The sequence below is a fragment of the Deinococcus sp. AB2017081 genome (assembly GCF_034440735.1).
GTDB lineage: Bacteria > Deinococcota > Deinococci > Deinococcales > Deinococcaceae > Deinococcus > Deinococcus rufus.
The window spans coordinates 974606-1000812 of sequence record NZ_CP140098.1 but is presented as its reverse complement, the minus strand read 5'-3'; the positions used below and the strand labels follow the sequence as shown (position 1 = coordinate 1000812).

Sequence of the window (26207 nt, the reverse complement as noted above, 5' to 3'; positions counted from 1 at the left end):
GGTAAGACGGAGATTCAGCAGGGATTGAGGGTCAGCGGCCTCGCTCCGGTGAGCTCCGGCCGCAGGTCAGGGCCGGGCAGGCAGGGCATACCACTCGTCGTCGCTGGTCTCGTCGTGGGCGTGGGTGCTGGAGGCGGCCTGGCTGCTGAACCGCGACAGCACCACCCGGATGCTGGACGGGCCGGCGAGGTGCAGGACATAGGTGCCGTGGTCGGACGCGCCGGTGACACGCGATCCGCTGTGCTCGAAGGTCACGCTTATACCGGCATCCACGGGAACCTGGGGGTGGGACGACTGCACCACGGTGCCGTGAAAGGTGCGGTCGGGAGCGCCAGGCTGCCCACGCCACGCGCCACGCAGAATGATGTCCGGGCTCGGGTCGTTCATCGGGCCATCTGAGCAGCCGGACACGTGAACCCGGTGAGGAGGCCGCGTCAGACGTTGGGCATTCCTGCACACCGAACGTTGGTAGAGGTTAAGCGCATTGTCATCTCCACTCCACTAGACTCCCGGAGTGAAAGCCATCATTCCTGCGGCTGGTCTGGGAACGCGCCTGCGCCCCCTGACCTATACGCGTCCCAAACCCGTCCTGCGGGTGGCTGGCCAGCCCATCATCCGCCACGCCATCCGGACGCTGCAGACGGCCGGCATCACGGATATCGGTGTGGTCGTCTCGGACATCACACGTGAGGAGATCCAGCACGCGCTGCGCAACGTGACGGGCGTGGAGATCACCCTGATCAACCAGCACGAGCAGCTGGGCCTGGGCCACGCCGTGCTGATCGCCCGCGAGTGGGTCGGCGACTCGGATTTCTGCGTGTACCTGGGGGACAACCTCTTCGAATTCGGGGCCCTCCCCTTCGTGGAGCAGTTCCAGGCCGAGCGCCCGGCCGCGCTGATCGCGCTGGTCGAGGTCGAGGATCCCACGTCCTTCGGCGTGGCCGAGATGAACGGCGACCGGATCACCCGGCTGGTGGAGAAACCCAAGAACCCGCCCAGCAACATGGCAGTCGCGGGCCTGTACTGCTTCACGCCCGAGATCTTCACGGTGCTGGACGGCATGCCGCCCTCGGCACGCGGTGAATACGAGATCACCGACGGGATCCAGGGCCTGATCGAGCGGGGCGCGAACGTGGTCGGACAGGCCGTGAAGGGCTGGTGGAAGGACACGGGCCGCCCGTCGGATCTGCTGGACGCCAACCGCCTGCTGCTGGAGCGGATCGAGACCGACATCCGGGGCACCGTCGAGGATTCCATCCTGACCGGGCGCGTGGTGGTGCCGCCGACCGCCCGCGTGACGCGCAGCAAGATCGTGGGGCCGGTGCTGCTGGCCGAGGGCGTGATCATCGAGGACGCCTACATCGGGCCGTTCACCAGCATTGGCAAGGGCAGCATCATCCGCGCCGCCGAGGTCGAACACTCGGTGCTGGACGAGGGCGCGAGCGTGGAATCGGTGCACCGCCGGCTGCAGGACTGCCTGATCGGCGTGCGGGCGCAGGTGCGGGGCGACCGCACCATGCCGCGGACCCACAAGCTGACCATCTCGGACGCGAGCGTCGTCGAACTGGTGTAGGGCGCGGCGGCGCAGGCACAACGGCCCAGGGCGAGGCCCGCACGGTCACGGGGCCGGGCACGCCCTATCATGGGGGGATGACCGATTCGCCCCGCATTCATCTGGGTTCCCTGCTGCGCGCCGACGAGGACGCGCACGCAGACGGTACCCTGGATCACCTCGAGTACGAACAGGGCGGACAGACCCAGACCCTGACCTTCGCCACGGACGCCGCCTACGACGTGGACGTCAATTCGCTGGGCGGCCACGAGATGTATCTCCAGGGCAGTTTCGAGCCGACCCTGGTCATGGACTGTGCCCGCTGCCTGCGCCCGGTGGAGGTGCCGCTGGAGATCACGCTGGGCACCATGATGCGCTACGAGCCGTCGGCCGACGCCCCGTATCTGGAGGAGGCCGAGTCCGGCGAGGAGGTGCTGGTGTTCGGCGATCCGAATCTGGATCTCAGCGCCTACCTGGCCGAGACCACGCTGCTGGCCGCGCCCCTGAGCGTGCTGCACGATCCCGCGTGCAGGGGGCTGTGTCAGGTGTGTGGCCACGACCTGAACGACGGCCCTTGCGAGCACATGGCGCAGGTGCCGGTCGAGGAGATCGACGACGACCTGGGCATCCCCGAGGGCACCACACATGCCAAGCAGAACCCCTTCGCGGCCCTGGCCGACCTGAAGCTGCCCGAGGACAAGTGAGTACCGACGCCCCACCCGAGCTGACCCACTTCCGGGACGGCCTGCCGCGCATGGTGGACGTGACCGACAAGACCGCCACCACGCGCACCGCCACGGCCGAGGCCTGGGTCGTGCTGCCGCCCGAGGCCAGGGCCGCCCTGCTGGGGGGCACCAATCCCAAGGGTGACCCCCTGGTGGTGGCCCGGCTGGGCGGCCTGGCCGGCAGCAAGCGCACCGCCGACCTGATCCTGCTGTGCCACCCCATTCCCGTGACCGGCGCAGAGGTCGAGGTGACCCTGGAGGACGCCGGGGTGCGCGTCCAGGCGACCGTGCGCACGACCGCCCCGACCGGCGTGGAGATGGAGGCGCTGACCGCCGCCACGGTGGCCGCGCTGAACGTGTATGACATGCTCAAGGCCGCCAGCAAGGCCATCGAGATCACGGGCGTGCGCCTGCTCGCCAAGACCGGCGGCAAGAGCGGCGACTACCGCGCCGCCCCCTGAGCGCAGACCCAGGAACGAGGCGGGACTGTGCTGCCCGGCAACCCTCACCGTGCGCATTCCGGATCGCTGGACACCACGGCTGAACCGGTGCCCGACCCGGCTGTCTGAAAGGTGGCCGTCAGGGGATGGGCCGCACACTGGGAGCCAGGAACCGGCGGCTGACCCCACCGTCTCATCACCCACCCAGACAGGGGCAGCGCCGCCGGGAACTCCGGGGAATCCTTCGACGTAAAGGAACAGTATGGGCGTGGAGCATCGAGACAACCTGAGCGGGCCGGGCGACGACGCCCGCCAGACCCGGGCCCGCCTGGATCTGCTGCACCGTGAGGCCGACGGTGACCTGAACGCCCAGGAGCGCGAGGCGTTGCTGGCCCTGCCGGATCAGGCGCGCCTGGAGCGCCAGCGCCTGGCCCTGGCCCACGCGACGACCCTGCTGCGCGACCTGCCGCCGCCCCACCTTCCCACGGCGCTGGCCCGCACCGTCAGTGCCGAGATCGCCCTGTCCGCCACCCTGACGTCGGCCCCACTCCCGGCACCGGCGCGCCCCGTGGCGGCCACGGTCGCCGCCGACATCGCCCTGGCGGCCCGGATGACGCCGCCTCCCCCGCCCCGCTCGGTGGCCGCCGCTGCCGTGGCGGACATCCGGGCTGCCGCCGTGATCGGCACGCTGTCCAGGCCGGTGCTCCCCGGCAGCGTGGCCGCCGCCGTCGCGTCCGATGTGGCGTGGGCCGTGCGGCTGGAGCGGCCTCCGGTGTCCGTGCCGTCCGTGGCGGCCAGCGTGATCGCCCGCGTGCAGGCCGACCCTGACCTGTCCGCGCGCCCGGATCCGGGCGCGGCAGCCCTGGCCGGCTCCGGCGTCCCCCGGCGCTGGTCGACGCCGCTGCGCCCCCGGCACAATCCCGCTCCACTGGCGCTGGTGATCGCCCTGATGGCCGGGCTGACCCTGCTGGCCGTCACGACCGCGTGGCCGAATCTGGCGGCCGGCGCGCTGGTCATGCAGACCCTGATCGCGCAGGTCTCTCCCCTGGCGGGCCTGGGGCTGGCCCTGCTGCTGCTGACCTCCATCCTGGTGACGTGGCGGCCCTGGCCGTCCATGCAGTGGGCCGGTGCGGGGGCGTTCGCCGTGAGCGCCGTGCTCACCCTGCCTGCGCTGGGCGACGTCATGGCGCGTGGCGACGTGCGCTTCGGGCAGGATGTGACCGTCAGCGGCCCGGTCGAGGGCAACATCATCACCGTGGGCGGCAACATCACCCTGCGGCCGGATGCCCGCGTGAACGGCGAGGTCGTGACGCTGCTGGGCGATGTCCACCGCACGCCCGGTGCCCAGGTCAGCGGGCACGTGAGCGCCCTGCTGGGCCACGTCCCCGGTGATCCGGGTGCCCTGCAGACCGCGCCGCCCGACGGCATCGGCATGGCGACCGCCGCCGCCTTCCGGCCAGTGCTGGGCTGGCTGGGCAGCGCCGCGTGGCCACAGGTGTTCATCACCCTGACCGGTGGAGCCCTGCTGCTGCTGTTCGTGGCGAATCTGGCTCCCCTGCTCGCCCGGCGGCAACGGCACGCCCCGGTGCGCACCCTGGCCCTGGGGGTGCTGGTGCTCGCCGCCCTGCTGCTGCCGGCAGGCCTGCTGGCCGTGGTGGGCCTGCTGGGGCCGGCGCTGATCGCGTGTGCCCTGGCCACGGTCCTGATCGCCATCGGCCTGAGCGTCAGTGCCTACGACGCCGGACGCACCGTGGCCCACCGACTGCACCTGCCCGTCCCGGACGCCGTCGGCGCCCTGCTGGGCCTGAGCGTCGTGGCGGCCACCCTGGGCTCGCCCCCCCTGGCCCTGAGTGTCGCGCTGGTCGGCGGCACGTGGGGCGCGGGTACGCTGCTGCTCACGCGTGGGCAGGGGCGGGTGACCGGGGCCGCCTAAAGGCAGGGACGGTTCCGCCCGTCCGGGAAGAACCGCCCCTGTGCTGGTGCGAGGAAAGGGACTTGAACCCTCACTCCCTCCGGGAACCAGATCCTAAGTCTGGTGCGTCTACCAGTTCCGCCATCCCCGCACGCCTGCGTGTCCAGCTCAAAGAAATCCGGCCCCGGGCGGGTGCCTGAGGCCGGAGTGGTGTGGGGTGGATTATGGGACTTGAACCCACGGCCTCCGCTTCCACAGAGCGGCGCTCTAACCAGCTGAGCTAAACCCACCGCGTGCCCTCTCAGGCCCACACATCCTAGACGCGGATCGGCGGGGTGTCAATGTCCGGGCGGGTGCCGGGCCATTCAGGGCAGCGTCTTCAGGAAGGCATGGAGGGCCGCGACCTGTGCGTCGGTCGGTGGCTGGCCGTCCATCCCGGTGGTGGCAAAGCGCGGCATGACGGTGCCCAGGGTGCGCTCCGGGGCCCGACCGTTCAGCACGGCGTGGGCGAACTGTGCGCTGTTCCAGGCGGCCGCTGCGCGCAGGCCGGGGCCGACCCCACCCTGTGCATGCGGGCCGTGGCAACCGGCGCAGTTGGCCGCATACAGGGCCACGCCGTCCGGGGTGATCCCGGCCGGTGCGGCGCTGACGGTGGCCACGCTGCCGGTGCCCGCCAGACGTCCGCCTGCCCGGTACGCCCCGACGCCCAGGACGACGCCGACCACGAGGAACCCGAGCACGCTGGCGATCTCGCTGACACTGTAACGCTGGTCTGTGTGGCCTGACATGTTCACCACAGCCTGTGGCCCGGCACAGCCTGATACGCGGCGATCATGGGGCCGATCACGGGCAGGTAGACCAGCAGGGTCAGCAGCAGGGCCGCCCCAGCGAGGGCCAGGAGCGGCTCGGTGCGCCGCACCAGGGCGCTCGCCCCCGCCAGGGTGGGACTGGATGGACTGATGGCGTCACTGGTGGGTATGGCGGTCGCCTCCGGGTCGTCCATCCGGGGCGAGAGCAGCGTGCGCAGCAGCACCCAGAAGTACAGCAGCGCGGCAATGAGCAGCACGACCCCGCTGATCCCCGTGAGGGCCCGGGGCACGGCGATCTGCATGGCGTCGTACACGCCCTGCGAGGCGGCGCTCAGGTGACTGCGGCGGGGCACCCCCGCGAGGCCCTGCCAGTGCATGCCGACAGCGAAGAGCATCATGCCGGCGAACCACAGCCACACACTGGGGAGCGCGAGGCGCGGTGACTGGAGCCGCTTGCCCGTCAGGTGCGGCACGAGCCAGAACGTGATCGCCATGAAGCTCAGGGTGGTGGCCGTGCCGACCGTGATGTGGAAGTGCCCGGGGATCCACGCGGTGTTGTGGACGATGGGCGCGAAGGCGTAGCTGGCGTTCACGATGCCACCCGCGCCGCCGAAGATGAAGCTGACCATGGCAAGCACCTGCCCGGTCATGGAGGCGTCGCGCCAGTTCAGGAAACGCACCCAGCCCAGCACGCCCCGGCCGCCACGGGCGTGGGCCGCGTCCTCCAGCGCGGCGGCGACACTGAAGGCCGTGAGCAGGCTGGGCACGGCCACCAGAAAGGTCAGGAACATGTGGATGGTCTTCCACGCGCTGCTGATGTTCGGATCGGCGTACTGGTGGTGCAGGCCCACCGGCACGCTGAAGACCAGGAACAGCGCGAAGGCCAGCCGGGCCAGCCCCTCGGAGGCCAGACGGCCGCCGGCCTGACGCGGCAGGAAGGCGTACCACGACACGTATGCAGGCAGCAGCCAGAAGTACACGATGGGATGGCCCGTCCACCAGAACAGCGTGCGGGCCAGCAGCGGATCGACGCCGGCGGTCAGACCCAGCGACCACGGGATCAGCAGCCCCACGACCTCGGTCACCAGCCCCAGCGCGGCAATCACCCACATCAGCCACGTGGCGACCCCCATGTAGGCCACGACCGGCGTGACCTGCCCGGGATGCGTCCGTTTCCAGCCGATCCAGGCGAGGATCACCTGTCCGGCGACCAGCAGGCTCGCGGCGACCATGACGGCCGCACCGATGTAGAACACCGGACTGGCCTCCATGGGCGGGTAGAAGGTGTACAGCACCGTCGCGTCGTTCCTCAGGAGCGGCACGGCGGCGGTGAGGAGGCCCACGAGCATCATCCAGTACGTGAACCACGCGAAGTTCAGACTGGGGCGCACGTCTAGGGCACGCAGCGGCAGGTACAGCAGCCACCCGGACGTGAAGAAATGCGTGAAGACCAGCGCATTTAGCACGCCGTGCAGCGTGAGGCCCTGGTAGTACGAGCCGATGATGTTGCGCAGCAGCGGAATCCGGGCGACGGCCGGGTACGCGTCGATGCCGGCGTAGTTCAGCGCCTGGAGCGGCCCGATCAGGACGCCGATCAGCAGTGCCAGGAAGGCCGTGACGACGTAGTACTGGGCCACGCGCTTGAGGCCGGTCAGGGACGCCGTGTCCAGGCCGGACGGCGTGCCCGGCGCAGGGAGGGCTGGAAGGGTGGTCACGGTTCAGTTCTCCTTCGGGTCGACGATGAAGCGGGTCATCATGGTGTGGTGGCCGGCCCCGCAGTACTCGTTGCAGATCACGTCCTGCGCGCCGGGATGACGGAAGGTGACGGTGAAGCTGGCGACGTGGCCGGGCAGGATCTCGTCATTGATGGTCGTGCCCGTGACCTGGAAGCCGTGCACGACATCCACCGAGGTGACGTGGACGGTGATGGGCGTGTCGGCGGGCACGTGCACCACGGCCGGCGTGAACGTGAACGACCGCGCGACGATGTACAGCTCCAGGCCCTGGGCGGTTCGCACGAGCCCCGGACGGGCAAACGGCGTGACCTCCAGCTGCGCAGGATCGATGCGGCCGCGACCCACCGCTGCGTGTCCGCCACCGGAAAGCTGCGGGAAGGTGCCGCTGATCATGCTGGCGATCACGCCCACGAACAGCAGCCAGACCAGCACCAGCGACAGCCCGCCCCAGATCGTCTCCCAGGTCTCCAGGGTGCGGTGGTCGAGGCCCGACGCGGCCGGGGAAGGCGGCGGGGCCATGCCTATGCCCGGCCGGCCAGGATGCCGAGCACCAGCAGCCACAGCGTGCTGATGGCCAGCAGCAGGGTTCCCACGACTGCCAGGGTGCCCAGCGGAGCGCGGCCCCGCCCGGCGGCGTGGTCACCGGATCGGGGGCTCACGCGCTCACCTCGGGCGGGCGGGCGTAATCGCGCAGGACGTCCGTCACGCTGAGCACGCCGATCACGTGCCCGCTGTCATCGATGACCGGCAGGGCCCCCACGCGGTGCGAGAGCATGGTGCCGGCCGCGTCGCGGGCGTCTGCCTCGGGAGTCGTGGTCAGCACCGAGCGGCGCATGACGTCCGCCACACTGACCGCCGCGAGCCGCGTGGTCGCCTCCCACGGTGACAGGGTGCTCAGGCGGCTGGGCAGCGCCTCGCGCACGTCCCGGTCGGTCAGGATGCCGACCAGAACGCTGCCGTCGACGACCGGCAGGCGGCGGATCCCGCGCGAGCGCATCAGGTGGGCGGCGTCCGGCAGGGGCAACGAGGGGGGCGCGGTGACCGGTGGAGCCGTCATGAGTTCGTGTACGAGCATGGTGTCCTCCTGCCCGGAGGTTCGGGGACACCTGTTACCGGCGCATTACGGCTCCACGGCCAGACCGGGTCAGCGGCCGGGCGGCGGCGGCGTGCCGGGCTGACCCTCGGGCACGAAGGCCGCGTGCGCGCAGGGCTGCTCGCCGTGCTTGAGCCGCTCGGCGAACGCCACGGTATCGGGCATGGGCGTGTCCCCGAGTTCGTTCGCCAGGTACGCGCGGTAGCGGCGGTAATGCTCGATCGCGGCGTACTTCCCGCGCGTGGTGGCCAGGCAGGCCATCAGCCGCTGGTGCTGATCCTCGCCGATCAGGGGATCGGTCTCGGCGGCCCGCAGCAGGGCCTGGGCGGCCAGGGGACATTCCCGCGCCTCGCAGTGCAGCAGCGAGAGCGTCAGGTTCGCCTCGACCAGGGCGGCGCGGTGGGCACTGCGGGCCGCCTCGACCCAGTCGCCGGTCAGGTGGGGCAGATACTCGCCCCCCGCACTGGCGAGTGCCTGACGCAACAGCGCCTCCCGCTCCTGGATGTTGCCCGATGCCCGCGACGCCGTGAGCGCGCGGTGCAGGGCAGCGGTGTCGCTGGCGGCCACCACGTCCGGGTGCAGGTGGTAGCGGCCCTGGTGCTCGGTGACCGCGTCCGGGCGACCCAGTGTGGTGCGCAGGCGGTGCAGCGCCACCCGGAAGCGGTTGGCGGCGGCCGGGGTGTCCTCCAGACCCCACAGGGCGTCGAGCAGGACGTGGCGGTGTGCGCCCTCCGGGTGGGCGTGCAGGAACCACAGCAGTTCCTCGGCGCTGCGGGCCGGCCAGACGACCCGCCGGCCGTTCACGAGCACATCGGGCTGGCCCAGGGAACGCAGCAGCAGGGCCGGTGGGGGCGGGGTGGGGGTGGTCGTCATGGTGACCTCCTGCCCACAGTGTGCACCCGCCCGGCCGGACAACAGCCCCGGTGTGGCCTGTCCAGCCGCCCGGAACGCCCCCACACGCCGGGGCTGCCGGAGCTAGTCTGGACATCCATGGATTTCCAGCTGCCTGAAGACCTGCGCGACGTGCAGGCGACCATCCGCGACTTCATGCTGGGCCGCGTGGAGCCCCGTGCCCACGAGATCGAGGAGACGAACCGCGTGCCGCCGGAACTGCTCGCCGAGGCCGCCAGCCTGGGCCTGTTCGGCCTGAGCATCCCCGAGGAGTACGGCGGCGTGGGCCTGGGAGCACTGGGCCGCTGCGCCGCCTACGAGGCGCTGGGCATGGGCCACATGGGCTTCGGTGGGGTCATCAGTGCCCACGCGAGCATCGGCACCAGCGGTCTGGTCAAACTCGGGAACGACGAGCAGAAGCGGCGTTTCCTGCCGCGCATGGCCACGGGCGAGTGCGTTGCGGGCTTCGCCATCACCGAGCCCAGTTCCGGCAGCGACGCCGCGAACATCCGCACCAGAGCCGAGAAACGTGGCGACACCTACGTCCTGAACGGCACCAAGCACTACATCAGCAACGCGCCCATCGCCGGACTGCTCACCGTCATCGCCATCACCGACCCCACACGGGGCACGAAGGGCATGAGCGCCTTCCTGGTCGAGCCGCAGACCACGCCCGGCGTGAGCATCGGCAAGATCGACGAGAAGATGGGCCAGAAGGGCGCCCTGAGCGCCGAGGTGATCTTCCAGGACGCCGAGATCCCGGCCGCGAACCTGCTGGGGCCGGAGCACCTGGGCTACCGCGAGGCGCTGGGCATCCTGACCAACGGCCGGGTGGGCATCGCGGCCCGCAGCACCGGGGCCATGCAGCGCCTGCTGGATCTGAGCGTGGCGCATGCCAAGACCCGCGAGCAGTTCGGGCAGCCCATCGCGGAGTTCCAGGCCGTGCAGTTCATGCTGGCCGAGATGGAGATCGCCACAGTGACCAGCCGCGTGCTGTGGCAGAAAGTCGCGTGGATGGTCGATCAGGGCCAGGACGTGCGCCGCATGGCGAGTGTGGCCAAGTACCACGCCACGGAGATGCTCTCGCAGGTCGCCGACAAGGCCGTGCAGGTCGCGGGGGGCATGGGCTACATGAAGGACAGCCCCGTGGAGCGTTACTACCGCGACCAGCGGCTGCTCAGGATCTACGAGGGCACCTCTGAGATCCAGAAGATCATCATCGCGGGCGACCTGCTGCGCTGAGGGATTCCCCGGAGCGCTACGTCGTGCTGGCCGCCCCGGTCTTCCCAAACCCCGCGTACTCCGCCCCCGCGAAGTACAGGCCGTGCGCGGGCACGTTCGCCCCGGCCTGGGCACGGTCGCCGGAGCGCAGGATCGCCCGGACACCGTCTGGCCCCACTCTCCCCTGCCCCACCAGCAGCAGCGTGCCGACCAGCCCACGCACCATGTGGCGCAGGAAGCTCTCGCCGTGCACGTGGATCTCCCAGATCAGGGAACCGGGGACGACGTGCAGGGCGTGCAGTTCCCGCAGGGTGTCCCGCTCCTCCCGGGTGGCGAAGGCGGCGAAGTCGTGCGTGCCGGTCAGGTGCGCGGCGCTGGCGTTCATGGCGGCGGCGTCCAGACGCTGCGGCACGTGCAGGGCGCGACCATGCCACAGCGGGTGGCGCTGCGGGGCCGCCAGCACGCGGTATATGTATCGGCGCTGCGTACAGGAGAACCGGGCGTGGAAGCCGGGCGGCGCGTCGGCGGCGTCCAGCACGGCCACACTGGGCGGCAGGTGCGCGTTCAGGGCGCGGGCGAGCTTCGGGGCCGGCACGCGGAAATCGGCGGGCACGTCCACATGAACCGGCATCGCCTCGGCGTGGACACCCGCATCGGTGCGCCCGGCCGCGACGGCGCGGAACGCGCCGGGGGTCAGGCGCTCGAACGCCGCGTGCAGCGTGTCCTGCACGGTCACAGTGTCCGGCTGGGACTGCCATCCGGCGTAGGGCGTGCCGTCCCACGCCACGGTCAAGCGCAGTCGCCGGTGGCCGTCGGGCGGCGCGTACACGGGGCGGTCGGTGGTCACAGATGAAGGGTAGCGCGGCCGTCTCCACGGGCACTTCTCATGGAACCGCACTCATGGTGCTGCCGGTGGAACCGCTATGCTCTGCGCTGTGAGACCGATTCCGGTGGAAAGCCCACGCACCGGGCTGGACATCCGACCGATGGAACAGAGCTGTCCGCGTGGTGGAGCAAGGAGGAGCCGCCGGGCGTGGGCGGTGCTGGCCGTGGCACTGTGCTGGACGGTCGCGGGGGCGGACAGCACATACCGGGTGCGCCCCGGAGACACCCTGAGTGGCATCGCCGTGCGCAGCGGGGTCAGCGTGGCCGCCATCCGGGCCGCGAATGCCCGGCTGCGCACCTCGACCGTCGTGCAGGCCGGGTGGGTGCTGACCATCCCGGACGGCCGGCTCGAGGCCACCACCCATACGGTCACCGCCGGCCAGAACCTCACGGTGATCGCCCGCAAGTACGGCATCACCGTGACGCAGCTGACCGCCGCCAATCCGCGCTACCGGGGCGGCAGACCCGTGTGGGCGGGTGCCGTGCTGACCATTCCGGCCCGCACGGCGCACGGTGGGAGCACGCCCTCTGCCAGCGCCGCGCCACGCGTGGCAGTCCGCACGGCCAGTACCGCGCGGCCCACCGGCGGCTGGACCTGGCCGGTCAGCGGCTACCACACCGTCAGCAGCGGCTTCGGCGAGCGCACCCTGGAGGGCCAGGACGAGACCCATTACGGCGTGGACATCGTGGCTCCGGTGGGTACGCCGGTGCGGGCCGCCCGATCCGGCCGGGTGCTGGAATCCCGCCCGGACTTCGAACGCGGCTGGGGCTGGACCGTCGTGCTGGAGCATCCGGACGGCTGGATCACGCGCTACGCCCACCTGAGCGCCAATCTGGTGAAAGCGGGCGAGCTGGTCGTCCAGGGGCAGCCGGTGGGGCGGGTCGGCAATACGGGGCGCAGCACGGGGCCGCACCTGCATTTCGGCACCTACCTGCGCTGGGATCCCAGGGATCCGATGACGCTGTACTGATCCAGAATCCCTGCGCCTGCACTAGCCTGCGCGGCATGGCTTCACACGTGCACTACGTCGAGGGACGGGGCGACGACGCCCTGGCGACCCTGCGCCGCTTCCTGACCACCCTGCCCCGCCAGCCGGGCTTCGTGAGCGCCGAACTGCTGTGGTCGGAGGAGCAGCCGGGCCTGTACCTCGTGATGAGCCGCTGGGATCGTCCGGCGTCCGGCCTGGACGTGCCGGACGGTGTGCGCGGCTGGGCCTTCGAGACCGTGGACGAGCGCTGATGCCAGACGCCAGCGCCTCTGAGCCGCAGCGCCGCACCCGGTGACGACTGCCGACCCCGACAGTCCCCGCGACCCGGCAGAACGGCCAGCGGTTCCGGATACCTATGCCGTGCAGGAGCGGAAGATCAGCTGGCGCGTGTGGGGGCTGATCGCGCTGGGCGTGATGGCCGTGCTGCTCCTGCTGGTGCTCAATTCGCCCCGCCTGCATCCCCGGTACACGTTCCCGCCCTGCGACCTGATCCAGCTCCACGCGCCCCGCGCCGTGCTGTGTCCGTGACCTGACCGATCCCGGCATGGCCTTGTAATCCGATGCCCCTTGCTTTACGATGCCTATACCTCGGAAAGCAATGTCGCTGCATTCTGGCGACAGGCAAAGGACGTACGCATGGATGCCCAGCAGCTCAAAGGCCACCTCGACCTCCTCCTCCTCGCCACCCTCGACCAGGGCCCCCGCTACGGCGGCCAGATCATCGCCGACGTGCAGGCCGCCACGGACGGCTACTTCGCCCTGCGCGAGGGCACCCTCTACCCCGCCCTGCACCGCCTGGAGAAACAGGGCTTCATCACCGGCGACTTCCAGGTGCTGCCCCGCGGCGGCAGCCCCGTCAAGGTCTACACCCTGACCCCCAGTGGCAAGCAGGAGCTCAGGGCACAGCGCGAACGCTACGAACGCTTCACCGGCGCGGTGCGCGGCATCCTCGGCGGTGGGGCATGAGCGGGGTCGAGCGGTATCTGAAGCGGGCCACCCGTGGCCTGTGGGGCCAGCAGAAACGCGAAGCCGTGACGGAACTGCGCGGTGCGATCGAGGACAAGATGTACCGCCACCGGCTGTGTGGGCTGAGCGAGGCCGAGGCGGAACAGGCCGCATTGCGTGACCTGGGGAGTCCTGCCGCCATCGCCCGCGAGCTGAGCATGGTGCATAGCGGGCCGCAGGTGATGCGGACGACGCTGCTGCTGGGCGTCGCAGGGCTGCTCGGCTTTCAGGCGCTGGCACAGGTCAACGTGGTGCGGGCGATTCCCGACCCCCGCTGGACGGTCAACTGCCGGTTCGATGACGCGTATCTCGCGAGCCTGCCACCCGACACTGCGGCCGCGACGCGCACGCAGCTCGCCCAGCCGGGCGGACGTGAGCGGCTCGTCGCTCAATGCAAAGCCGACGCGGCCGCCTCTATCGGCAACCAGCTGCTGAGACTCGCGGACGTGTGGGCGGCCTTTCGGGCGAGCGGCGTGACCGTGCAGCAGTTTCCCGGCAGCGCCGGGCTGTACAACATCGCGTTTACCGCGACGGACGCGCCGCGCCTGCTTGACCTGAGCCAGAGCGTGCAGGTCGTTGGCGGCGAGAAGTACGTGGACACCCTGTCGTTCATGACCCTGCTCGCCGACCGGACGGACGTGCCCCTGCAGATCACCGGCACCGTGAACCCCACCTTGACGGTGGGCCCCGCCAGCCTGCGCCTAGGCACGGGGACTGCGCCTGTGCGGGCCAGCGACGTGTACGCAGGCGCACTGTTCAGACAGTTCGAGCTCCAGCTCGGCGGGGAATTGGGCTTTTTGCTCCTGGACTCCAGTCACCTCGCAAAGTCTTCGACATTCCGTGCGGTTCTGCCCGAAGGTACGCACGTCGCAGTGCTCGACAACGAACAGTTCGTGTGTGCCGCCTGCGCCTCAGGAACGCCGCGCCACATGGTCTCCGTACAGGTCGCCCGCGATAGCCGGGTAGCGACCAACGTCTCGCAGGAATCCGGTGTGCCCGGTGGTCGCCCGGTCATGGTAGGCACACTGAAGGAGTTCAAAGCCGTCACAGCTGCCGGCCGCCGCGCCTTGCTGGCATACCGCCTGAACAGCGCCGACCTCCGTCACGTGCTCGGTGATCCGCTGCCCGCCACGCCGCTGGACTTCCCCACAGCCGCAGGAGGCAAGTGATGTCAGCCACCGACCGCTACCTGCACCGCGCCACCCGCGGCCTATGGGGACAGCAAAAGCGCGACGCCGTGACGGAACTGCGCGGCGCAATCGAGGACAAGATCCACCGCCACCGGCTGTGCGGCCTGAGCGAGATCGAAGCCGAGCGGGCGGCGCTCCGTGATCTGGGCAGTCCCGCCGCCATCGCCCGTGAGCTGGGCGTCGTCCACACGGGGCCGCAGGTGATGCGGGTAACGCTGCTCCTCGGGGTGGCGGGCCTGCTGGGCATGCGGGCGGCCGCGCAGCTGCCGACGGTGCAGGCGGTTCCCGTACCGGTGGAAGTGAACTGCATCTTTGACGACGCCAAACTCGCCCGCTTCTCGCCCGCCGACCAGACGATGGTGCTGGAGCGCATCGCGAAGGCCGGCGGACGCGCCGCATACGAGGCGGCGTGCCGTGCCCGTGTGGACGATGGGAGTATGAACGACTTGGTCAGCCTGCCGGACGTGCTGGCCGCCCTGCAATCAGCCGGGGTCGAAACCCGGACGCTCCCGGGCCTGGACTCGTGGGTGCAGTTCCGGCTGCCCGGCGACCAGTGGCAGAGCGTGGATCTCACGGGGGCGACGGTGCCCGTCCCGGCGGCGGCTGGCCCGTTCGTGTTCGCGGCGGGGCTGGTGAACCTGCTGCGCGGTTCGTTCGTGGGGACGTTGAAACTGACGGGGATCGTGAACCCCATCCTGCACCTCGGCCCGGCGCGGATGCAGTTGGGTACGGCGGCGCGCCCGGTGCGGGCCACGAACGTCGTGTCACTGGCCGTGGCCGATGAGTTCGAACACCAGCTGGCGCGCGTGTCTGGTTCGGGTGAGGTGCCCACCGTGCATTCCAGTGCAGACGATGGCCCGCATGCCTCACGTACGCGGCTGGCCGTGCCGGGCCCGGACGGCACGCTGTATGCCCTGGTCGGGACGGAGGACCGCCAGTTCGGACTGGCTGTACGGGCCGCGCAGCGCGGCACCGTGGAACTGCCGTGCGACTGCGGAACGGTTGCATTCGGGCAGACAGGCGATCTGAAGATGCTGCTGGATTGGAACCGCCAGGGACGCACCGGGCTTCTGGTGTACGCCGTGAACGCCACCGACCTGCACGACGTAAAGCTCACGCCCGTGCCGGCCGCGCAGGTCACCCGCGAGGAACCGTGAACCCGATCCCGCCGCACATGAGGCAGCGACGCAACGCGGAATGCGGGAGAGTCGGGCCATGACCGGGCGAGAAGGCACACGACGATGGACACGGGGCGCAGCGCTGACCCTCCTGACCGCGCTGGGCGTGGCGTCCGCCCAGGGTGGGGGCCTGCCGGACGCGGCGGGGTGCGCGAGGCTCGTGCCCCCGCAGGCCACGCCCATGACGCCGGCCTTCACGGCGGCGGTGCGGGCAACCGTGGGGGCCTACGCGGCGCGAGCCGGAGCGCTGACGGCCCGGATGACGACGGGTCGGCTGGATGCCGCCACCTTCCGGGAGATCACCGCGCTCGCGGCGGAGACCGACGCCTACCTGGGGCGGCTGCTGCCGGTGACGGGCTGGCCGGCCGATCCGGCGCTGCGGGCCGGGATCACGGCCGGCTTCTTCGGCGATCCGGCCCTGCGCTCCTGCGTGGGGCAGGCGGCGCTGGGCACCGCGGCCACGCCGCAGGAGCGCTGGCGGGCGGCGACGCTGGTGGATTCCGCCCTGAACGAGGTGGGCGCAGGGCAACGTTACGGCACGCTCCTGCTGCGCCGCGCGTCCCGACTGACGCCGCTGCCCATCGAGGACGAGGCGGGCGTGGATGCCCGGCGCGCGGCGGTCGGCCTGCCCCCGCTGGCGCAGACGCTGGCCGAGATGAACGCCACGCCCCGGCCGCAGCCGACACCCGCCGGCCTGAAACGCCCCGTGGTGCTGAACGAGGTCTGCCGCAGGTTCACGAGCGTGCGGGCGCTGAACACGCCCCTGACGCCCGGGCAGGTCACGGCGCTGGAGGAGCGGGCGGCCGTGCTGGTCGAGCAGGATCAGGCGAGCCGCAGTGGGCAGTCCGGAGCACGTTCTGTGACAGACGTGGACGCGGAATCGACCATCTGGCTCAAGGAAGTGCTGCGCCAGCGCGGCTGGCCGAGTACGAACCGCAGCAACCCGGATCTGGCATTCAACGCGTGGCTGCTCGCCCAGCACGCCGACGCGCGGCCGGCCGTGCAGGAATGCGTCCTCGACCTCATGACCCAGCAGAGCAGCACTCCGGAGGAAGCGACGAACCTCGCGTACCTGACCGACCGGGTGCGGCTGGCAAACGGGCAGCCGCAGGTGTACGGCACCCAGGTGTCCTTCGACGACGTGCAGGGGAAAGCCTCGCCGGCTCTGCTGGCCGACCCGGCCCACGTGAACGAGCGGCGCGCGGGGGTCGGCCTGGAACCCATCGAGGAATACCTGAAACAGTTCGAGCGGCCCCGGCCGTGATGCCCCGGCCCTGAATCACACCCCCGGCACGTAGCCCTGAACCTCACCGATCAGGTCGCGGGCGGTCAGGTCGAGGCGCACCGGGGTCACGCTGATCATGCCGGCGTCCACGGCCCCGTAGTCGGTGTCCTGATCGTGGCGATCCGGGGCGGTGCTGGTGCCGGCGACCCAGTGGTACTCCCGGCCCTCGGGGTCGTGGCGGGTGACGATGGTGTCCTCCCAGCGGTGCTCACCCACGCGGGTCACGCGCACGCCGGCGGGGCGGGTGCGGGGGAAGTTCACGTTCAGCAGGGTGCGGGGCGGCAGGCCGCGCTGCATGACCTGGGCAGCCAGCCGGGCAGCGTAGGCGGCGCTGCCAGCGAAGTCGTACTCGCCGTCCTGCGTGCCCTGCTGACTGAAGGCAATGGCGGGGATGCCCAGCGCCAGCCCCTCGATCGCGGCGGCGACGGTGCCCGAGTGCGTCAGGTCATCGCCCAGGTTCGGCCCGAGGTTGATCCCGCTGACGATCAGATCGGGCCGGCCCAGCAGGTGCACGCCGAGCACCACGCAGTCGGCGGGCGTGCCATCCACCCGGTACGCGGGGATGGTCCCGAACCCGGCGCTGGCCGTGTGCTTGAACCGCAGCGGCCGGCGGATGGTGATGCCGTGCCCGACCGCCGACTGCTCGACGTCCGGCGCGACGACCATGACGTCCACATCGGGCAGGGTGGCCATGGCCAGGGCCAGGGCCTTGATCCCGGGGCTGAAGATGCCGTCGTCGTTCGCGACGAGGATGCTGGGGCGGGAAGGGGTCGTCATGCGCGTCAGGGTAGCGCCCACCTGTCAGGGAGGAGGCGCAGACACTTGTCCACAGGCTCCTGTGGATAACTCTGGCTCTAGTCAGCGACAGGGCCACCGCTAGGCGGTCGAAGGAAATTAACGTCTGACACGCAAGTTTTACACATCATGCCGGAGTTGCCCACAGGCCCCACGCCAGTTATCCACAGGGTCAAGACGTTATCCACAGCCCCACTCCGGCAGGGCTGTGGATAAGTCCGGTGCGGCTGGGGCACAGTCTCCTGAACGGCGACAGCGCCGCCACGAACCATCTCCGTGGAGGCGCTGTCCCTGATGGCTCAGGTCATCCGGCTGAGCTTCTCCTACTTCCCGGCCTGGGCCAGACGCAGGTAGTACGCGCTGGTCTTGTCGTTCGGGTCGAGGGCGACCGCTTTGCCGTAGGCCTCGGCGGCTCCAGGGTAGTCCTTCGCCTCGTAGCGGACGCGGCCCAGCCACGCCCACGCCTTGGCGTACTGGGGATTCTGCGTGGTGGCAGCCAGGAAGCCGGTGCCCGCACCGGTCTTGTCCCCCGCCGCGTATTTCGCATAGGCCGCGCGGAAGGCCTGCACGGGGCCGATCCCGAACTGCGAGGCCTCCTGCGCCAGCGACAGGTTGTACTTGTCGGCGGCGCTCGCGCCGGGCAGGGCGGCGGCTCCCTGGAACGCGGCCAGGGCGGCGGGCGCGTCGTTCAGCTCCAGGGCCAGGCGGCCGGCCTCGCGCCACGCCTCGGTGAAGTTGGGGGCGTTGCGGGCCGCTTCCTGAAACCCGGCCAGCGCCTGGGGCCGGCGACCGGCGTCGCGGTCACCGTAGGCGCGGCTGAAGGCACGGGTGGCGGCGGGGCCATAGCGCCCGGCGCCCTGCGCCAGTCCCCGGAAGTACGTCAGGGTCTTGTCGGCCGGGGCGAGCGCCAGCGCCCGGTCGTACAGCTGCGCGGCCTGCGCGTAGTTGCCGCCTTCCAGCTGGGTGCGCGCCGACCATGTCAGGCACAGCAGGCTCTGCGGGTCGTACTCCAGGCACGTGCGGAAGGCAGCGGTGGCCGCCGAGGGCTGGTTCAGCGTGTACGCGGCATAGCCCAGGTTGTACTGGACGGTCGCGGCGGTCTTGGCGTCTTCGCTGCCGGGGGTGGGCGTCTGCCGCACGAACACGGCGTTCCACGCCCGCTCGGCCTGTCGCCAGAAGCCGACCTCGGTGTAGATCTGGGCCCGCAGACGCAGGTACTCGACGTTCTGCGGCGCGGCGGCCACGGCCGACTCGGCGGCAGCGGCGGCCTGTTTCCACAGCGTCTGGTCGATGTTCGCGCTGCCCTTCGGGTACGTGGCGCGGGCCTGCTCGGCCAGGGTGCGGGCCTGGGTGGCGGCCGCAGCAGCGTCCGGGGCGGGCGTGACCGCCGGGGTGGTGGCCGGTGCGGGCGCGGTGGGCGTGGCCGGGGCGGTGGCCTGCGCGCCAGCGACCGACACGCACAGCAGAGCGGCGGTCAGGATCGGAGTGAACTTGAATGCGGACATGAGAACCTCCTGGCTGCCTTCGACCCTACGGGCAGGCGGTGCGGCGGACGTGAGAATGACGCAAAGGCGTCACGGTTGCTCGCGGGCGGGGTCTGGTAAAACTGGAGACATTGTGAGCGATCCTGCTGCCCCCCGCGTGTATCCGCTGCGTCTGTACGGCGACCCCGTGCTGCGCCGCAAGGCCAAGCCGCTGCGCGTGACCGACCCGCTGACCGTGCCCGGCTTCGGGCCGCAGTCGGTGCGTCAGGTGGCCGACACCATGCTGGAGACCATGTTCGAAGCGCGGGGCGTGGGCCTGGCCGCCCCGCAGATCGGCCTGCCGGTGCGCCTGTTCGTGGCCGTGGAATACGAGGACGACGAGGAGGAGAACGAGGGCAAGGAGACGCCCCTGCGCTCGCGGGTGCTGCGCGACTTCGTGATGATCAACCCGGTGCTGAAGGTGATCGACAAGAAGAAAGACCGCTCGTACCAGGAAGGCTGCCTGAGCATCCCCGGCATCTACGAGGAGGGTGTGGCCCGTGCCCGCGCCGTGCAGGTCAGCTACACCGATCTCGACGGTCACGCACAGGTGCTGGAGGCCGACGACTACCTGGCCCGCGTGTTCCAGCACGAGACGGATCACCTCGACGGCGTGCTGTTCCTCGACCGCCTGCCCGCCGAGGTCACCGACGAGTACCGCAAGGAGCTGCTGGCGATCCAGCAGAAGTCCAAGGCCTTCCTGAACGAGCTGGTGCGGCGCGAGCAGGAACACGCCGTGGAAGGCAATCTTTGACCTCTCCCCCGCTGCGCGTTGCCTTTTTCGGCTCGCCGGCCTTCGCCGTGCCGGTGCTGGACGCGATCCGTGCACAGTTCCCGGTCGTGCTGGTCGTGGCGCAGCCGGACAAGCCGGTGGGGCGCGGCCTGAAGCTCACGCCGCCGCCGGTCGCGGCACACGCGCAGGCACTGGGGCTCCCGCTGGCCCAGCCGAAGAAGCTGCGCGGCAACGCGGAGTTCGAGGCGACGCTGCGGGACAGTGGCGCAGCCGTGGCCGTGACCTGCGCCTACGGCAAGATCCTGCCGGCGTCGCTCCTGGCCGTGCCCAGATACGGCTTCCTGAACACGCACACCAGCCTGCTGCCCGCGTACCGGGGGGCCGCGCCGATCCAGTGGGCCCTGATCAACGGCGAGACGGTGACCGGCACGACCATCATGCAGACCGATCCCGGCATGGACACCGGCCCGGTGCTGCTTCAGGAGGCGCTGCCCATCGAGCCCGCGTGGACGAGTGTGGAACTCGCGGACGCGCTGGCCACGCAGGCCGCGCGGCTGATCGCGGCCGCCCTGGAGCGCGTGGACACGCTGACGCCCACCCCGCAGGACGGAGCACTGGCCACGCACGCCCCCATGCTGGTCAAGGAGGACGGCTTCGTGCGCTGGACGGACAGCGCCGCGCAGATCGTGAACCGTTCCCGGGGCGTGGCCGCGTGGCCGCAGACGACCGCCTTCCTGAACGGTGCCCGCCTGAAACTCACGGCGCTGACGGCAGCCGAGGGGCACGGCCAGCCCGGCGAGGTACTGCGGGTGGACGAGACCGGCATGACGGTGGCAGCGGGCGCGGGCGCGGTGAGGATCGGAGCCGTGCAGCCCGAGGCCCGCAAGGCTCAGCCTGCGTCGGCCTGGGCCCACGCGGCGGGGGTCACGCCGGGCACCCGGCTGGACGTGTGGGAACCGCCCACGTCCTGAGTCCGTATCCCGGAGCGTGACCCTCACCTTCCCCCTGACCCTGGAATTCAAGTTCAGCCTGTTCACCGAGCTGCGCGTTCATGACGCCTCCGGGCAGCTCGTCGCGGTGGTCAAAGAGAAGAAATTCAGCGTCCGGGACGAGGTGCGTGTGTACAGCGACGAGTCGCGCCGCACCCAGACGCACGGCATGAAGGCCAGGGGCCTGCTGGCCGGGGCGCTCGACTGGAAGGCCCAGCGCTTCATCACGCGCGCCGACGGCCGCCCGGTCGGCTCGCTGCGGGCCCAGGGCCTGCGGACGATGTGGGGCGCGGCCTACGACCTGCTGGGGCCGGGCGACGATCTGCGCTTCACCATCCGCGACGACCACCCGTGGCTGGGCGTCATCGAGGGCCTGATCGACACCATTCCCTTCGTCGGTGATCTGATCAGCATGGGCTTCGACTATCTGGTCAACCCCACGTACACCGTCAGCGACAGCGCCGGGCACCCCGCGTACCGCGTCCACAAGAAGCGCTCGTTCTTTGCCCGACGCTTCACCATCGAGGAACTCCAGCCCCGCCAGGACGCCGACGACGAACTGGTGCTCATGGGCCTGATCCAGCTCGTGCTGCGCGAACGCGAACGCGGATAAGGAGCGGCCGTTTCAGCGAGGCGTCACATCGGCCGGGCGCGCTGAGCGGAACGCGGCGGGCAGACGGGCGGCGAGGGGCACGACGAGCATCAGGGCGGCGGCCAGCACCACCAGCGGCCACGGGGCGGTGTGCAGGACGCCCTGCACGGCCAGCACCATGACCAGGGCACCGGCATTGGCCAGCAGCATCAGGAAGCCGACCGCCGCGCCCTGTGAGCTGGCGGGCACATTCGTCTCGGCCAGTTCGAGCACGACCGGCAGCGTGGACATGGTGAACAGGCCACACACGGCCAGCCATGCCCCCACCCACGGCAGCGGGTGCGCCGTGGCGATGGCGGCCAGCGACACGGCCCCGACCAGCAGCGAGCCGCACAGCATGTCGCGGCTGCGCCCCCGGCGCACGACCACCGGAGCGAGCAGCGCCGACCCGAGCAGGCTGGCCAGCACCATCACGGCGGTCAGGGTGCCGCTCTGCACGCTGGTGATCCCGTAGACCCCCAGGATCGGCTCCAGCCACGTGCTCAGGCCGGCGAACACGCCGTAGCCCACGAACAGCAGCAGACCCAGCCGCCACATCAGCGGATCGAGATACACGCCGCGCTGGGCCTCTGGCACCGGGGGCACCGGCGCGGGCGGCCGCAGGCGCAGGCCCACCACCAGCGCAGCGGCCACCACCACGGTCGGCACCGCCTGGGCCAGCAGCACCAGCCCCAGGCCGCCGGCCTCCATGAGCAGCGGCCCGCTGACCATGGCCACGAGAATGCCCAGGAACAAACTGGCCGTGGACACTCCTACCACCACGGCGCGGTCGCGCGGCGGGAAATACCGCGTGCTGATCCCGGTCACGGCGTTCAGCACCAGCGGCTGCGCCAGCGCGATCAGGATCTGTCCGGCCAGCTGCGCCGTGAACTGCTCCGGAGCGGCCATGCGTACCAAGGCCCCCACCGCCACCCCCAGCGCCCCCACGCCCAGCGCCACGGGGAAGTGTCGATCCAGCCACCGCCCCGCCGGCACCGACAGCAGGATGTACAGCGCCTGGAAGACGGCCGACAGCCACCCGATCCCCCCTGCCGTGGTGTCCAGCGCGGCGGCGGCCCCGGTGGTGATGGGCGCGTACGTGAGCCACAGCATCTGGGTGCTGGCGGTCAGCAGCGCGTAGGCGCCCAGGAGCGTCCAGGGCGTCATGGCCGCGTGACCGGCCCGGTCGTGTCGCGCGGCGTGACGGCCACCAGGCCGCGTGTTCGCAGGTAGCGCTGGCGGCCGCGTTCGCCCAGCACGCTCATCAGGGGGGTCAGGCGGGACAGCAGGCCCGGGAACAGCATGACCAGCAGGCCGGACACGCCGTCCGACATGGGCACGTAGCGCTCGACCCGGGGCCGCGCGATGGTCTTCATGACCGCCTGGGCGATCTGCCGGGCGGTCTGCGGCTCGCTCAGGAAGTTCAGCGCCGAACCGCCGTGGGTGGCCTCGTGGCGCAGCATGCCGGTATCGACCGCCCCCGGCAGGATGCTGCTCACGTGCACGCCCCGCGCCGCGAAGCGCTGGTGCAGGGCCAGCATCAGGCCGCGCAGACCGAACTTGGAGGCCGTGTAGACCGCGCTCTCCGCGATGGGCACGATGCTCGCCATCGACACGATGTTCACGATCTGACCGCGCTCGGTGTGGCGACCACTCTGGAAGCCCAGGCACAGCCACGGGAAGAACTCGCGGCTCAGCAGGGCTGGGGCCAGGAGGTTCACGCGCAGCTCCGTCTCTATGGTCTCCGGGGTGCTGCGCTCGAAGGCCTCCACCATCACGACACCCGCGTTGTTGATCAGCAGGTGGCAGGCCCCGTGGTGGCCAATCACCTCGGCGCGGATGCGCCCGATGTCCTCGGGGCGGGTCAGGTCGGCCACGATCAGCTGCGCCGGGCGGCTCAGGCGATCCTGCACCCTCTCCAGCGCCTCCCGGTTCAGATCGACCAGGGCCAGCCGCGCCCCGGCGGCGTCCAGCGCCACGGCGATCTCGGCCCCGATGGCGCCGGCCGCGCCGGTCAGCACCGCGACCCACCCGGCCGGGTTCCGCGTGGCCGTCATGCGCCCACCTGCTGGCCGGTCGCGCCGCCGGGCAGGGGGCGCGGGGCGGTGACAGGCACGGCGAGTGCATGTGCGTCGGGCTCGGGCCAGCCGACCCGCCGGCACAGCGCCCGCAGGTGCTTCAGGTACGCCCGGCGCTGGACGTACAGGGCGTGGCGCGGGCTGTCGACATGCGGGCCACCCGACAGATCGGTGCGGTCGTCGCGGATCAGCGTGTCGAAGGGCTGGGGAGCGTCCGGGGACGCCGCCTGGGTCAGCAGGTAGCGGGTGAGCAGGTGCGCCATCCAGTCGGCCAGGTCGTACAGCGCGCCGTCGGTCTCCAGGTAGCCCAGCCCGAACAGGTTGTGGTGCTCGCGGTTGAAGATGGTCAGGTACAGCTCCGGGCGCTCGGACTTCCACTGGAAGTAGCGCCGGGCGTACGGGATGTTCATGGTGTAGCCGGTCGCACAGATGACCACGTCGATGGCCTCGCGCGTGCCGTCGCGGAAGACGACGTCCAGGCCGTCGAAGCGCTCGACGTCGGGTTTGACCCGGATATCGCCGTGCGCGAGGTGGTGGATCAGCTGGTCGTTCATGATCGGGTGCGACTCGAACAGGCGGTGATCCGGTTTCGGCAGGCCCACCCGCGTCAGGTCGCCCACCAGCAGCCGCAGCAGCCCCTGCATGATGGGCCGTTCCAGCGCCGCCGGCAGGTGCGGGCCATTCGCCGCAAAGGCGTCCGAGGGCTGCCCGAAGACGCGCTTGGGGATGAAATGGTACCCGCGCCGCATGCTGATGAAGGCCGCGCTCGCGTTGCGGGCCGCGTCGCAGGCGATGTCGCAGCCCGAGTTGCCCGCCCCGACGATCAGCACCTTCTTGCCCCGGAATTCGTCCGGCGAGGTGTAGGTCACGCTGTGGCGCAGGTCTCCCGAGAACTCCCCTTCAAAGCGCGGCACCTGCGGCTCCCAGTTGGTGCCCGTGGCGCAGATCACGCCGGCATACGTCCGGGTCTCGCCGTCCGAGAACGCCACCTGCCAGCCGCCGCTGACCTGCTGGACATCCACCACGCCCACCCCGAAGCGGATGTGGTCGTACAGGCCGAATGTCCGCGCGAACGACCGCAGGTACGCCAGGATCTGCGTGTTCGACGGGTAGTCCGGGTAGTCGGCCGTCATGGGGAAGCCCAGGAAATGCGACTGGGTCTTGGACGAGATGAAGTGGGCGCTGCGGTACATGGGCGAACCGGGATTGTCGATGTCCCAGATGCCGCCGACATCCGAATGCCGCTCGACGTGGTCGTAGCGGATACCCGCCTTCCGGAAGGCGCGGGCCAGGGCCAGACCACACGGCCCGGCACCGATGATGCAGAAGGTTCGTTCGGTCATGCCATCTCCTTCGTACACGCCGTGTCAGGGCGCGTGGACTGGCGTCATGGAACCATGGCCCCGTGGCCCTGCCCAGGGTTAAAGTGGTGTGCAGGGGGGACAGAATGGGCAAGGATCCGCGGCTGCAGCGCGAACCGGGGGGCACCGCCGGCCGGCCCCTGCGGTTCGCCCCGGTGCTGTGGCGGGCGCTGCTCCAGGCCGCTGGAGACGTACCGGACACCCACCCGCTGGCCGGCGACCTGGCGCGCTGGCGCTCGGATGCCGACGCCCTGAAGACCGTGCCGCTGCTGGGCGCGTTTCACGTGAACACGCTGATCCGCACGGCCCTGCACGGCAGCCGCTCCAGCGCCCTGGGCATCGACATCGGCCGCACGCAGACGCTCAGCTCCTTCGGCCCGGCGGGCTTCGCCATGATGACCAGCGCCACCCTGGGCGAGGCCTTCCGGGTCGGCCTGCACTACCAGCGCCTGATCGGAACGCCCCTGCTGCTGCACGCCGAGACCGTCGGTGACGACGTGCACCTGCACCTGCAGTCCGGAGTCGCTCTGCATACGGACGTCGAGCGCTTCCTGATCGAGGAATTCCTGGCCAGCCTGATCGCGATCCTGCGGCAGGAGACCGGCCGCGACCTGCGGCCGACCCGCACTGAACTGACCTCCCCGGCCCTGCCGCCGGACACGCAGCGGCGCTATCACGCTGCGTTCGGGGACATCACGCTGGGCGCACCCGGACACGTGACTGTGGTGCCGGCCTGGTGGTTTCCCCTTCCGCTCCTCCGCGCCGATCCGGCCGCCCACCGGGACGCCGTGGCGTGGTGCGAGCGCCTGAGCTACGGCGAGGCGCAGCGGGCCGGCCACACCTTCGACGCCCAGGTGCGCGACTGCCTGCGCCAGCAGCCTGCCGACGCCCGGCACCTGACGGACGTGGCCGCCGTGCTGGGCCTGCACCCACGAACCGTCCGCCACCGCCTGGCCCGCCTGGGCACGTCCTTCCGCGCCCTCCGTGCCGAGGTGCTCTCCGATCAGGCGCAGGAGTGGCTGACCTCGTCCGGGGCCTCGACCGATCACATCGCCCACGAACTGGGTTACAGCGACGCCCGCAGCCTGCGCCGCGCCGTGCGGAACTGGACGGGCCGGACTCCCCACGACCTGCGGCAGCAGCCCTCGACAGCGGCAGAGGATCAGGAGTGATGTCGAAGGAATGT

General features: G+C 70.8%; 29 protein-coding genes and 2 tRNA genes. 16 read left to right on the top strand and 15 right to left on the bottom strand.

Annotated elements, in window-relative coordinates; translation table 11 throughout:
• Nucleotides 1-66 precede the first annotated feature (66 nt).
• Nucleotides 67-387 (bottom strand): hypothetical protein, encoded by a 321-nt coding sequence (locus tag U2P90_RS04905; protein WP_322474034.1) that lies wholly within the window; start codon nucleotides 385-387, stop codon nucleotides 67-69.
• A 127-nt stretch (nucleotides 388-514) separates the two neighbouring features.
• Between U2P90_RS04905 and U2P90_RS04900 the strand changes: the two genes are divergently transcribed.
• The 4 genes from U2P90_RS04900 (at nucleotide 515) to U2P90_RS04885 (ending at nucleotide 4650) form a co-directional block, all read left to right on the top strand.
• Complete coding sequence (locus tag U2P90_RS04900) at nucleotides 515-1573, top strand: glucose-1-phosphate thymidylyltransferase (RefSeq protein WP_295817004.1); 1059 nt, start codon at nucleotides 515-517, stop codon at nucleotides 1571-1573.
• A gap of 77 nt (nucleotides 1574-1650) precedes the next feature.
• Nucleotides 1651-2256, top strand: a complete 606-nt coding sequence (locus tag U2P90_RS04895) for a YceD family protein (protein WP_322474033.1) — start codon at nucleotides 1651-1653, stop codon at nucleotides 2254-2256.
• A complete protein-coding gene (moaC, locus tag U2P90_RS04890) occupies nucleotides 2253-2738 on the top strand; it encodes a cyclic pyranopterin monophosphate synthase MoaC (RefSeq protein ID WP_295816996.1) in 486 nt (161 codons plus the stop codon). The genes U2P90_RS04895 and moaC overlap by 4 nt, the downstream gene beginning before the upstream one ends.
• Before the next feature lie 241 nt (nucleotides 2739-2979).
• A complete protein-coding gene (locus U2P90_RS04885) occupies nucleotides 2980-4650 on the top strand; it encodes a polymer-forming cytoskeletal protein (protein ID WP_380101627.1) in 1671 nt (556 codons plus the stop codon).
• Nucleotides 4651-4694: 44 nt separating this feature from the next.
• Here U2P90_RS04885 and U2P90_RS04880 read toward each other — a convergent pair.
• From U2P90_RS04880 to U2P90_RS04845, 8 genes are all read right to left on the bottom strand, one after another.
• Nucleotides 4695-4780, bottom strand: a tRNA-Leu gene (locus U2P90_RS04880).
• Nucleotides 4781-4842: 62 nt separating this feature from the next.
• A tRNA-His gene (locus tag U2P90_RS04875) sits at nucleotides 4843-4919 on the bottom strand.
• Between the two features lie 75 nt (nucleotides 4920-4994).
• On the bottom strand, nucleotides 4995-5417 hold the full coding sequence (locus tag U2P90_RS04870; protein WP_322474031.1) for a c-type cytochrome: 423 nt from the start codon (nucleotides 5415-5417) through the stop codon (nucleotides 4995-4997).
• Between the two features lie 2 nt (nucleotides 5418-5419).
• Nucleotides 5420-7153, bottom strand: a complete 1734-nt coding sequence (locus U2P90_RS04865) for a cbb3-type cytochrome c oxidase subunit I (RefSeq protein ID WP_322474030.1) — start codon at nucleotides 7151-7153, stop codon at nucleotides 5420-5422.
• Between the two features lie 3 nt (nucleotides 7154-7156).
• Entirely contained in the window at nucleotides 7157-7693 is a 537-nt protein-coding gene (locus U2P90_RS04860) for a cytochrome C oxidase subunit II (RefSeq protein ID WP_322474029.1), read from the bottom strand.
• A gap of 2 nt (nucleotides 7694-7695) precedes the next feature.
• On the bottom strand, nucleotides 7696-7833 hold the full coding sequence (locus tag U2P90_RS04855) for a hypothetical protein (protein ID WP_295816985.1): 138 nt from the start codon (nucleotides 7831-7833) through the stop codon (nucleotides 7696-7698).
• Nucleotides 7830-8249 carry a CBS domain-containing protein gene (locus U2P90_RS04850; protein WP_295816982.1) on the bottom strand — a complete coding sequence of 140 codons (420 nt, stop codon included), beginning with the start codon at nucleotides 8247-8249 and terminating at the stop codon, nucleotides 7830-7832. Before U2P90_RS04850 ends, U2P90_RS04855 begins: the two co-directional genes overlap by 4 nt.
• Before the next feature lie 69 nt (nucleotides 8250-8318).
• Nucleotides 8319-9140 carry an AfsR/SARP family transcriptional regulator gene (locus U2P90_RS04845; RefSeq protein ID WP_295816980.1) on the bottom strand — a complete coding sequence of 274 codons (822 nt, stop codon included), beginning with the start codon at nucleotides 9138-9140 and terminating at the stop codon, nucleotides 8319-8321.
• A 117-nt stretch (nucleotides 9141-9257) separates the two neighbouring features.
• On the opposite strand from U2P90_RS04845, the gene U2P90_RS04840 reads away from it, so the two are divergent.
• On the top strand, nucleotides 9258-10400 hold the full coding sequence (locus U2P90_RS04840; protein ID WP_295816978.1) for an acyl-CoA dehydrogenase family protein: 1143 nt from the start codon (nucleotides 9258-9260) through the stop codon (nucleotides 10398-10400).
• A gap of 16 nt (nucleotides 10401-10416) precedes the next feature.
• Here U2P90_RS04840 and truA read toward each other — a convergent pair whose 3' ends face one another.
• Nucleotides 10417-11226 (bottom strand): tRNA pseudouridine(38-40) synthase TruA, encoded by an 810-nt coding sequence (gene truA / locus U2P90_RS04835; protein WP_322474028.1) that lies wholly within the window; start codon nucleotides 11224-11226, stop codon nucleotides 10417-10419.
• A gap of 88 nt (nucleotides 11227-11314) precedes the next feature.
• Here truA and U2P90_RS04830 point away from each other — a divergent pair, with 88 nt between their 5' ends.
• The 7 genes from U2P90_RS04830 (at nucleotide 11315) to U2P90_RS04800 (ending at nucleotide 16890) form a co-directional block, all read left to right on the top strand.
• A complete protein-coding gene (locus U2P90_RS04830) occupies nucleotides 11315-12235 on the top strand; it encodes a M23 family metallopeptidase (protein WP_322474027.1) in 921 nt (306 codons plus the stop codon).
• 35 nt (nucleotides 12236-12270) lie between these two features.
• Entirely contained in the window at nucleotides 12271-12504 is a 234-nt protein-coding gene (locus tag U2P90_RS04825) for an antibiotic biosynthesis monooxygenase family protein (protein WP_295816974.1), read from the top strand.
• Nucleotides 12505-12544: 40 nt separating this feature from the next.
• Nucleotides 12545-12781, top strand: coding sequence for a hypothetical protein (locus tag U2P90_RS04820; RefSeq protein WP_322474026.1), 237 nt, complete (start codon nucleotides 12545-12547; stop codon nucleotides 12779-12781).
• Between the two features lie 108 nt (nucleotides 12782-12889).
• Complete coding sequence (locus U2P90_RS04815; RefSeq protein ID WP_322474025.1) at nucleotides 12890-13219, top strand: PadR family transcriptional regulator; 330 nt, start codon at nucleotides 12890-12892, stop codon at nucleotides 13217-13219.
• On the top strand, nucleotides 13216-14427 hold the full coding sequence (locus U2P90_RS04810) for a permease prefix domain 1-containing protein (RefSeq protein ID WP_322474024.1): 1212 nt from the start codon (nucleotides 13216-13218) through the stop codon (nucleotides 14425-14427). The genes U2P90_RS04815 and U2P90_RS04810 overlap by 4 nt, the downstream gene beginning before the upstream one ends.
• Nucleotides 14427-15605 (top strand): permease prefix domain 1-containing protein, encoded by a 1179-nt coding sequence (locus U2P90_RS04805; RefSeq protein WP_322474023.1) that lies wholly within the window; start codon nucleotides 14427-14429, stop codon nucleotides 15603-15605. The genes U2P90_RS04810 and U2P90_RS04805 overlap by 1 nt, the downstream gene beginning before the upstream one ends.
• 58 nt (nucleotides 15606-15663) lie before the next feature.
• The gene (locus tag U2P90_RS04800) at nucleotides 15664-16890 is read left to right on the top strand and encodes a DUF6624 domain-containing protein (protein WP_322474022.1); all 1227 of its coding nucleotides are present in this window, start codon (nucleotides 15664-15666) and stop codon (nucleotides 16888-16890) included.
• A gap of 15 nt (nucleotides 16891-16905) precedes the next feature.
• Here the strand turns inward: U2P90_RS04800 and surE are convergent, their stop codons facing one another.
• Together surE and U2P90_RS04790 are read right to left on the bottom strand one after the other, a co-directional pair.
• Nucleotides 16906-17688 carry a 5'/3'-nucleotidase SurE gene (gene surE / locus U2P90_RS04795; protein ID WP_322474021.1) on the bottom strand — a complete coding sequence of 261 codons (783 nt, stop codon included), beginning with the start codon at nucleotides 17686-17688 and terminating at the stop codon, nucleotides 16906-16908.
• Between the two features lie 341 nt (nucleotides 17689-18029).
• The gene (locus tag U2P90_RS04790) at nucleotides 18030-19211 is read right to left on the bottom strand and encodes a tetratricopeptide repeat protein (protein WP_322474020.1); all 1182 of its coding nucleotides are present in this window, start codon (nucleotides 19209-19211) and stop codon (nucleotides 18030-18032) included.
• 112 nt (nucleotides 19212-19323) lie between these two features.
• On the opposite strand from U2P90_RS04790, the gene def reads away from it, so the two are divergent.
• Genes def through U2P90_RS04775 form a run of 3 tightly spaced genes read left to right on the top strand, consistent with a single transcriptional unit; the run spans nucleotide 19324 to nucleotide 21564 of the window.
• Nucleotides 19324-19983: a peptide deformylase gene (gene def / locus U2P90_RS04785; RefSeq protein ID WP_322474019.1), complete on the top strand. Its 660-nt coding sequence runs from the start codon at nucleotides 19324-19326 to the stop codon at nucleotides 19981-19983.
• Entirely contained in the window at nucleotides 19980-20933 is a 954-nt protein-coding gene (gene fmt / locus U2P90_RS04780) for a methionyl-tRNA formyltransferase (protein WP_322474018.1), read from the top strand. The genes def and fmt overlap by 4 nt, the downstream gene beginning before the upstream one ends.
• Before the next feature lie 16 nt (nucleotides 20934-20949).
• The gene (locus U2P90_RS04775) at nucleotides 20950-21564 is read left to right on the top strand and encodes a hypothetical protein (protein ID WP_322474017.1); all 615 of its coding nucleotides are present in this window, start codon (nucleotides 20950-20952) and stop codon (nucleotides 21562-21564) included.
• A 12-nt stretch (nucleotides 21565-21576) separates the two neighbouring features.
• Here U2P90_RS04775 and U2P90_RS04770 read toward each other — a convergent pair whose 3' ends face one another.
• Genes U2P90_RS04770 through U2P90_RS04760 form a run of 3 tightly spaced genes read right to left on the bottom strand, consistent with a single transcriptional unit; the run spans nucleotide 21577 to nucleotide 25003 of the window.
• Nucleotides 21577-22749, bottom strand: coding sequence for an MFS transporter (locus U2P90_RS04770; protein WP_322474016.1), 1173 nt, complete (start codon nucleotides 22747-22749; stop codon nucleotides 21577-21579).
• Nucleotides 22746-23639, bottom strand: a complete 894-nt coding sequence (locus U2P90_RS04765) for an SDR family NAD(P)-dependent oxidoreductase (RefSeq protein WP_322474015.1) — start codon at nucleotides 23637-23639, stop codon at nucleotides 22746-22748. The genes U2P90_RS04770 and U2P90_RS04765 overlap by 4 nt, the downstream gene beginning before the upstream one ends.
• Nucleotides 23636-25003 carry a flavin-containing monooxygenase gene (locus tag U2P90_RS04760; RefSeq protein WP_322474014.1) on the bottom strand — a complete coding sequence of 456 codons (1368 nt, stop codon included), beginning with the start codon at nucleotides 25001-25003 and terminating at the stop codon, nucleotides 23636-23638. The genes U2P90_RS04765 and U2P90_RS04760 overlap by 4 nt, the downstream gene beginning before the upstream one ends.
• A gap of 104 nt (nucleotides 25004-25107) precedes the next feature.
• Between U2P90_RS04760 and U2P90_RS04755 the strand changes: the two genes are divergently transcribed.
• Nucleotides 25108-26193 (top strand): AraC family transcriptional regulator, encoded by a 1086-nt coding sequence (locus U2P90_RS04755; protein ID WP_322474013.1) that lies wholly within the window; start codon nucleotides 25108-25110, stop codon nucleotides 26191-26193.
• Nucleotides 26194-26207: the final 14 nt, after the last annotated feature.

Excerpts from the sequence above, each read along its gene's own strand:
- U2P90_RS04905 (WP_322474034.1), bottom strand. The coding sequence starts at position 387 with ATGAACGACCCGAGCCCGGACATCATTCTGCGTGGCGCGTGGCGTGGG.
- U2P90_RS04895 (WP_322474033.1), top strand. The coding sequence starts at position 1,651 with ATGACCGATTCGCCCCGCATTCATCTGGGTTCCCTGCTGCGCGCCGAC.
- U2P90_RS04885 (WP_380101627.1), top strand. The coding sequence starts at position 2,980 with ATGGGCGTGGAGCATCGAGACAACCTGAGCGGGCCGGGCGACGACGCC.
- U2P90_RS04870 (WP_322474031.1), bottom strand. The coding sequence starts at position 5,417 with ATGTCAGGCCACACAGACCAGCGTTACAGTGTCAGCGAGATCGCCAGC.
- U2P90_RS04860 (WP_322474029.1), bottom strand. The coding sequence starts at position 7,693 with ATGGCCCCGCCGCCTTCCCCGGCCGCGTCGGGCCTCGACCACCGCACC.
- U2P90_RS04850 (WP_295816982.1), bottom strand. The coding sequence starts at position 8,249 with ATGCTCGTACACGAACTCATGACGGCTCCACCGGTCACCGCGCCCCCC.
- U2P90_RS04845 (WP_295816980.1), bottom strand. The coding sequence starts at position 9,140 with ATGACGACCACCCCCACCCCGCCCCCACCGGCCCTGCTGCTGCGTTCC.
- U2P90_RS04840 (WP_295816978.1), top strand. The coding sequence starts at position 9,258 with ATGGATTTCCAGCTGCCTGAAGACCTGCGCGACGTGCAGGCGACCATC.
- U2P90_RS04825 (WP_295816974.1), top strand. The coding sequence starts at position 12,271 with ATGGCTTCACACGTGCACTACGTCGAGGGACGGGGCGACGACGCCCTG.
- U2P90_RS04815 (WP_322474025.1), top strand. The coding sequence starts at position 12,890 with ATGGATGCCCAGCAGCTCAAAGGCCACCTCGACCTCCTCCTCCTCGCC.
- U2P90_RS04810 (WP_322474024.1), top strand. The coding sequence starts at position 13,216 with ATGAGCGGGGTCGAGCGGTATCTGAAGCGGGCCACCCGTGGCCTGTGG.
- U2P90_RS04805 (WP_322474023.1), top strand. The coding sequence starts at position 14,427 with ATGTCAGCCACCGACCGCTACCTGCACCGCGCCACCCGCGGCCTATGG.
- U2P90_RS04800 (WP_322474022.1), top strand. The coding sequence starts at position 15,664 with ATGACCGGGCGAGAAGGCACACGACGATGGACACGGGGCGCAGCGCTG.
- surE (WP_322474021.1), bottom strand. The coding sequence starts at position 17,688 with ATGACGACCCCTTCCCGCCCCAGCATCCTCGTCGCGAACGACGACGGC.
- U2P90_RS04790 (WP_322474020.1), bottom strand. The coding sequence starts at position 19,211 with ATGTCCGCATTCAAGTTCACTCCGATCCTGACCGCCGCTCTGCTGTGC.
- U2P90_RS04770 (WP_322474016.1), bottom strand. The coding sequence starts at position 22,749 with ATGACGCCCTGGACGCTCCTGGGCGCCTACGCGCTGCTGACCGCCAGC.
- U2P90_RS04765 (WP_322474015.1), bottom strand. The coding sequence starts at position 23,639 with ATGACGGCCACGCGGAACCCGGCCGGGTGGGTCGCGGTGCTGACCGGC.
- U2P90_RS04760 (WP_322474014.1), bottom strand. The coding sequence starts at position 25,003 with ATGACCGAACGAACCTTCTGCATCATCGGTGCCGGGCCGTGTGGTCTG.
- U2P90_RS04755 (WP_322474013.1), top strand. The coding sequence starts at position 25,108 with ATGGGCAAGGATCCGCGGCTGCAGCGCGAACCGGGGGGCACCGCCGGC.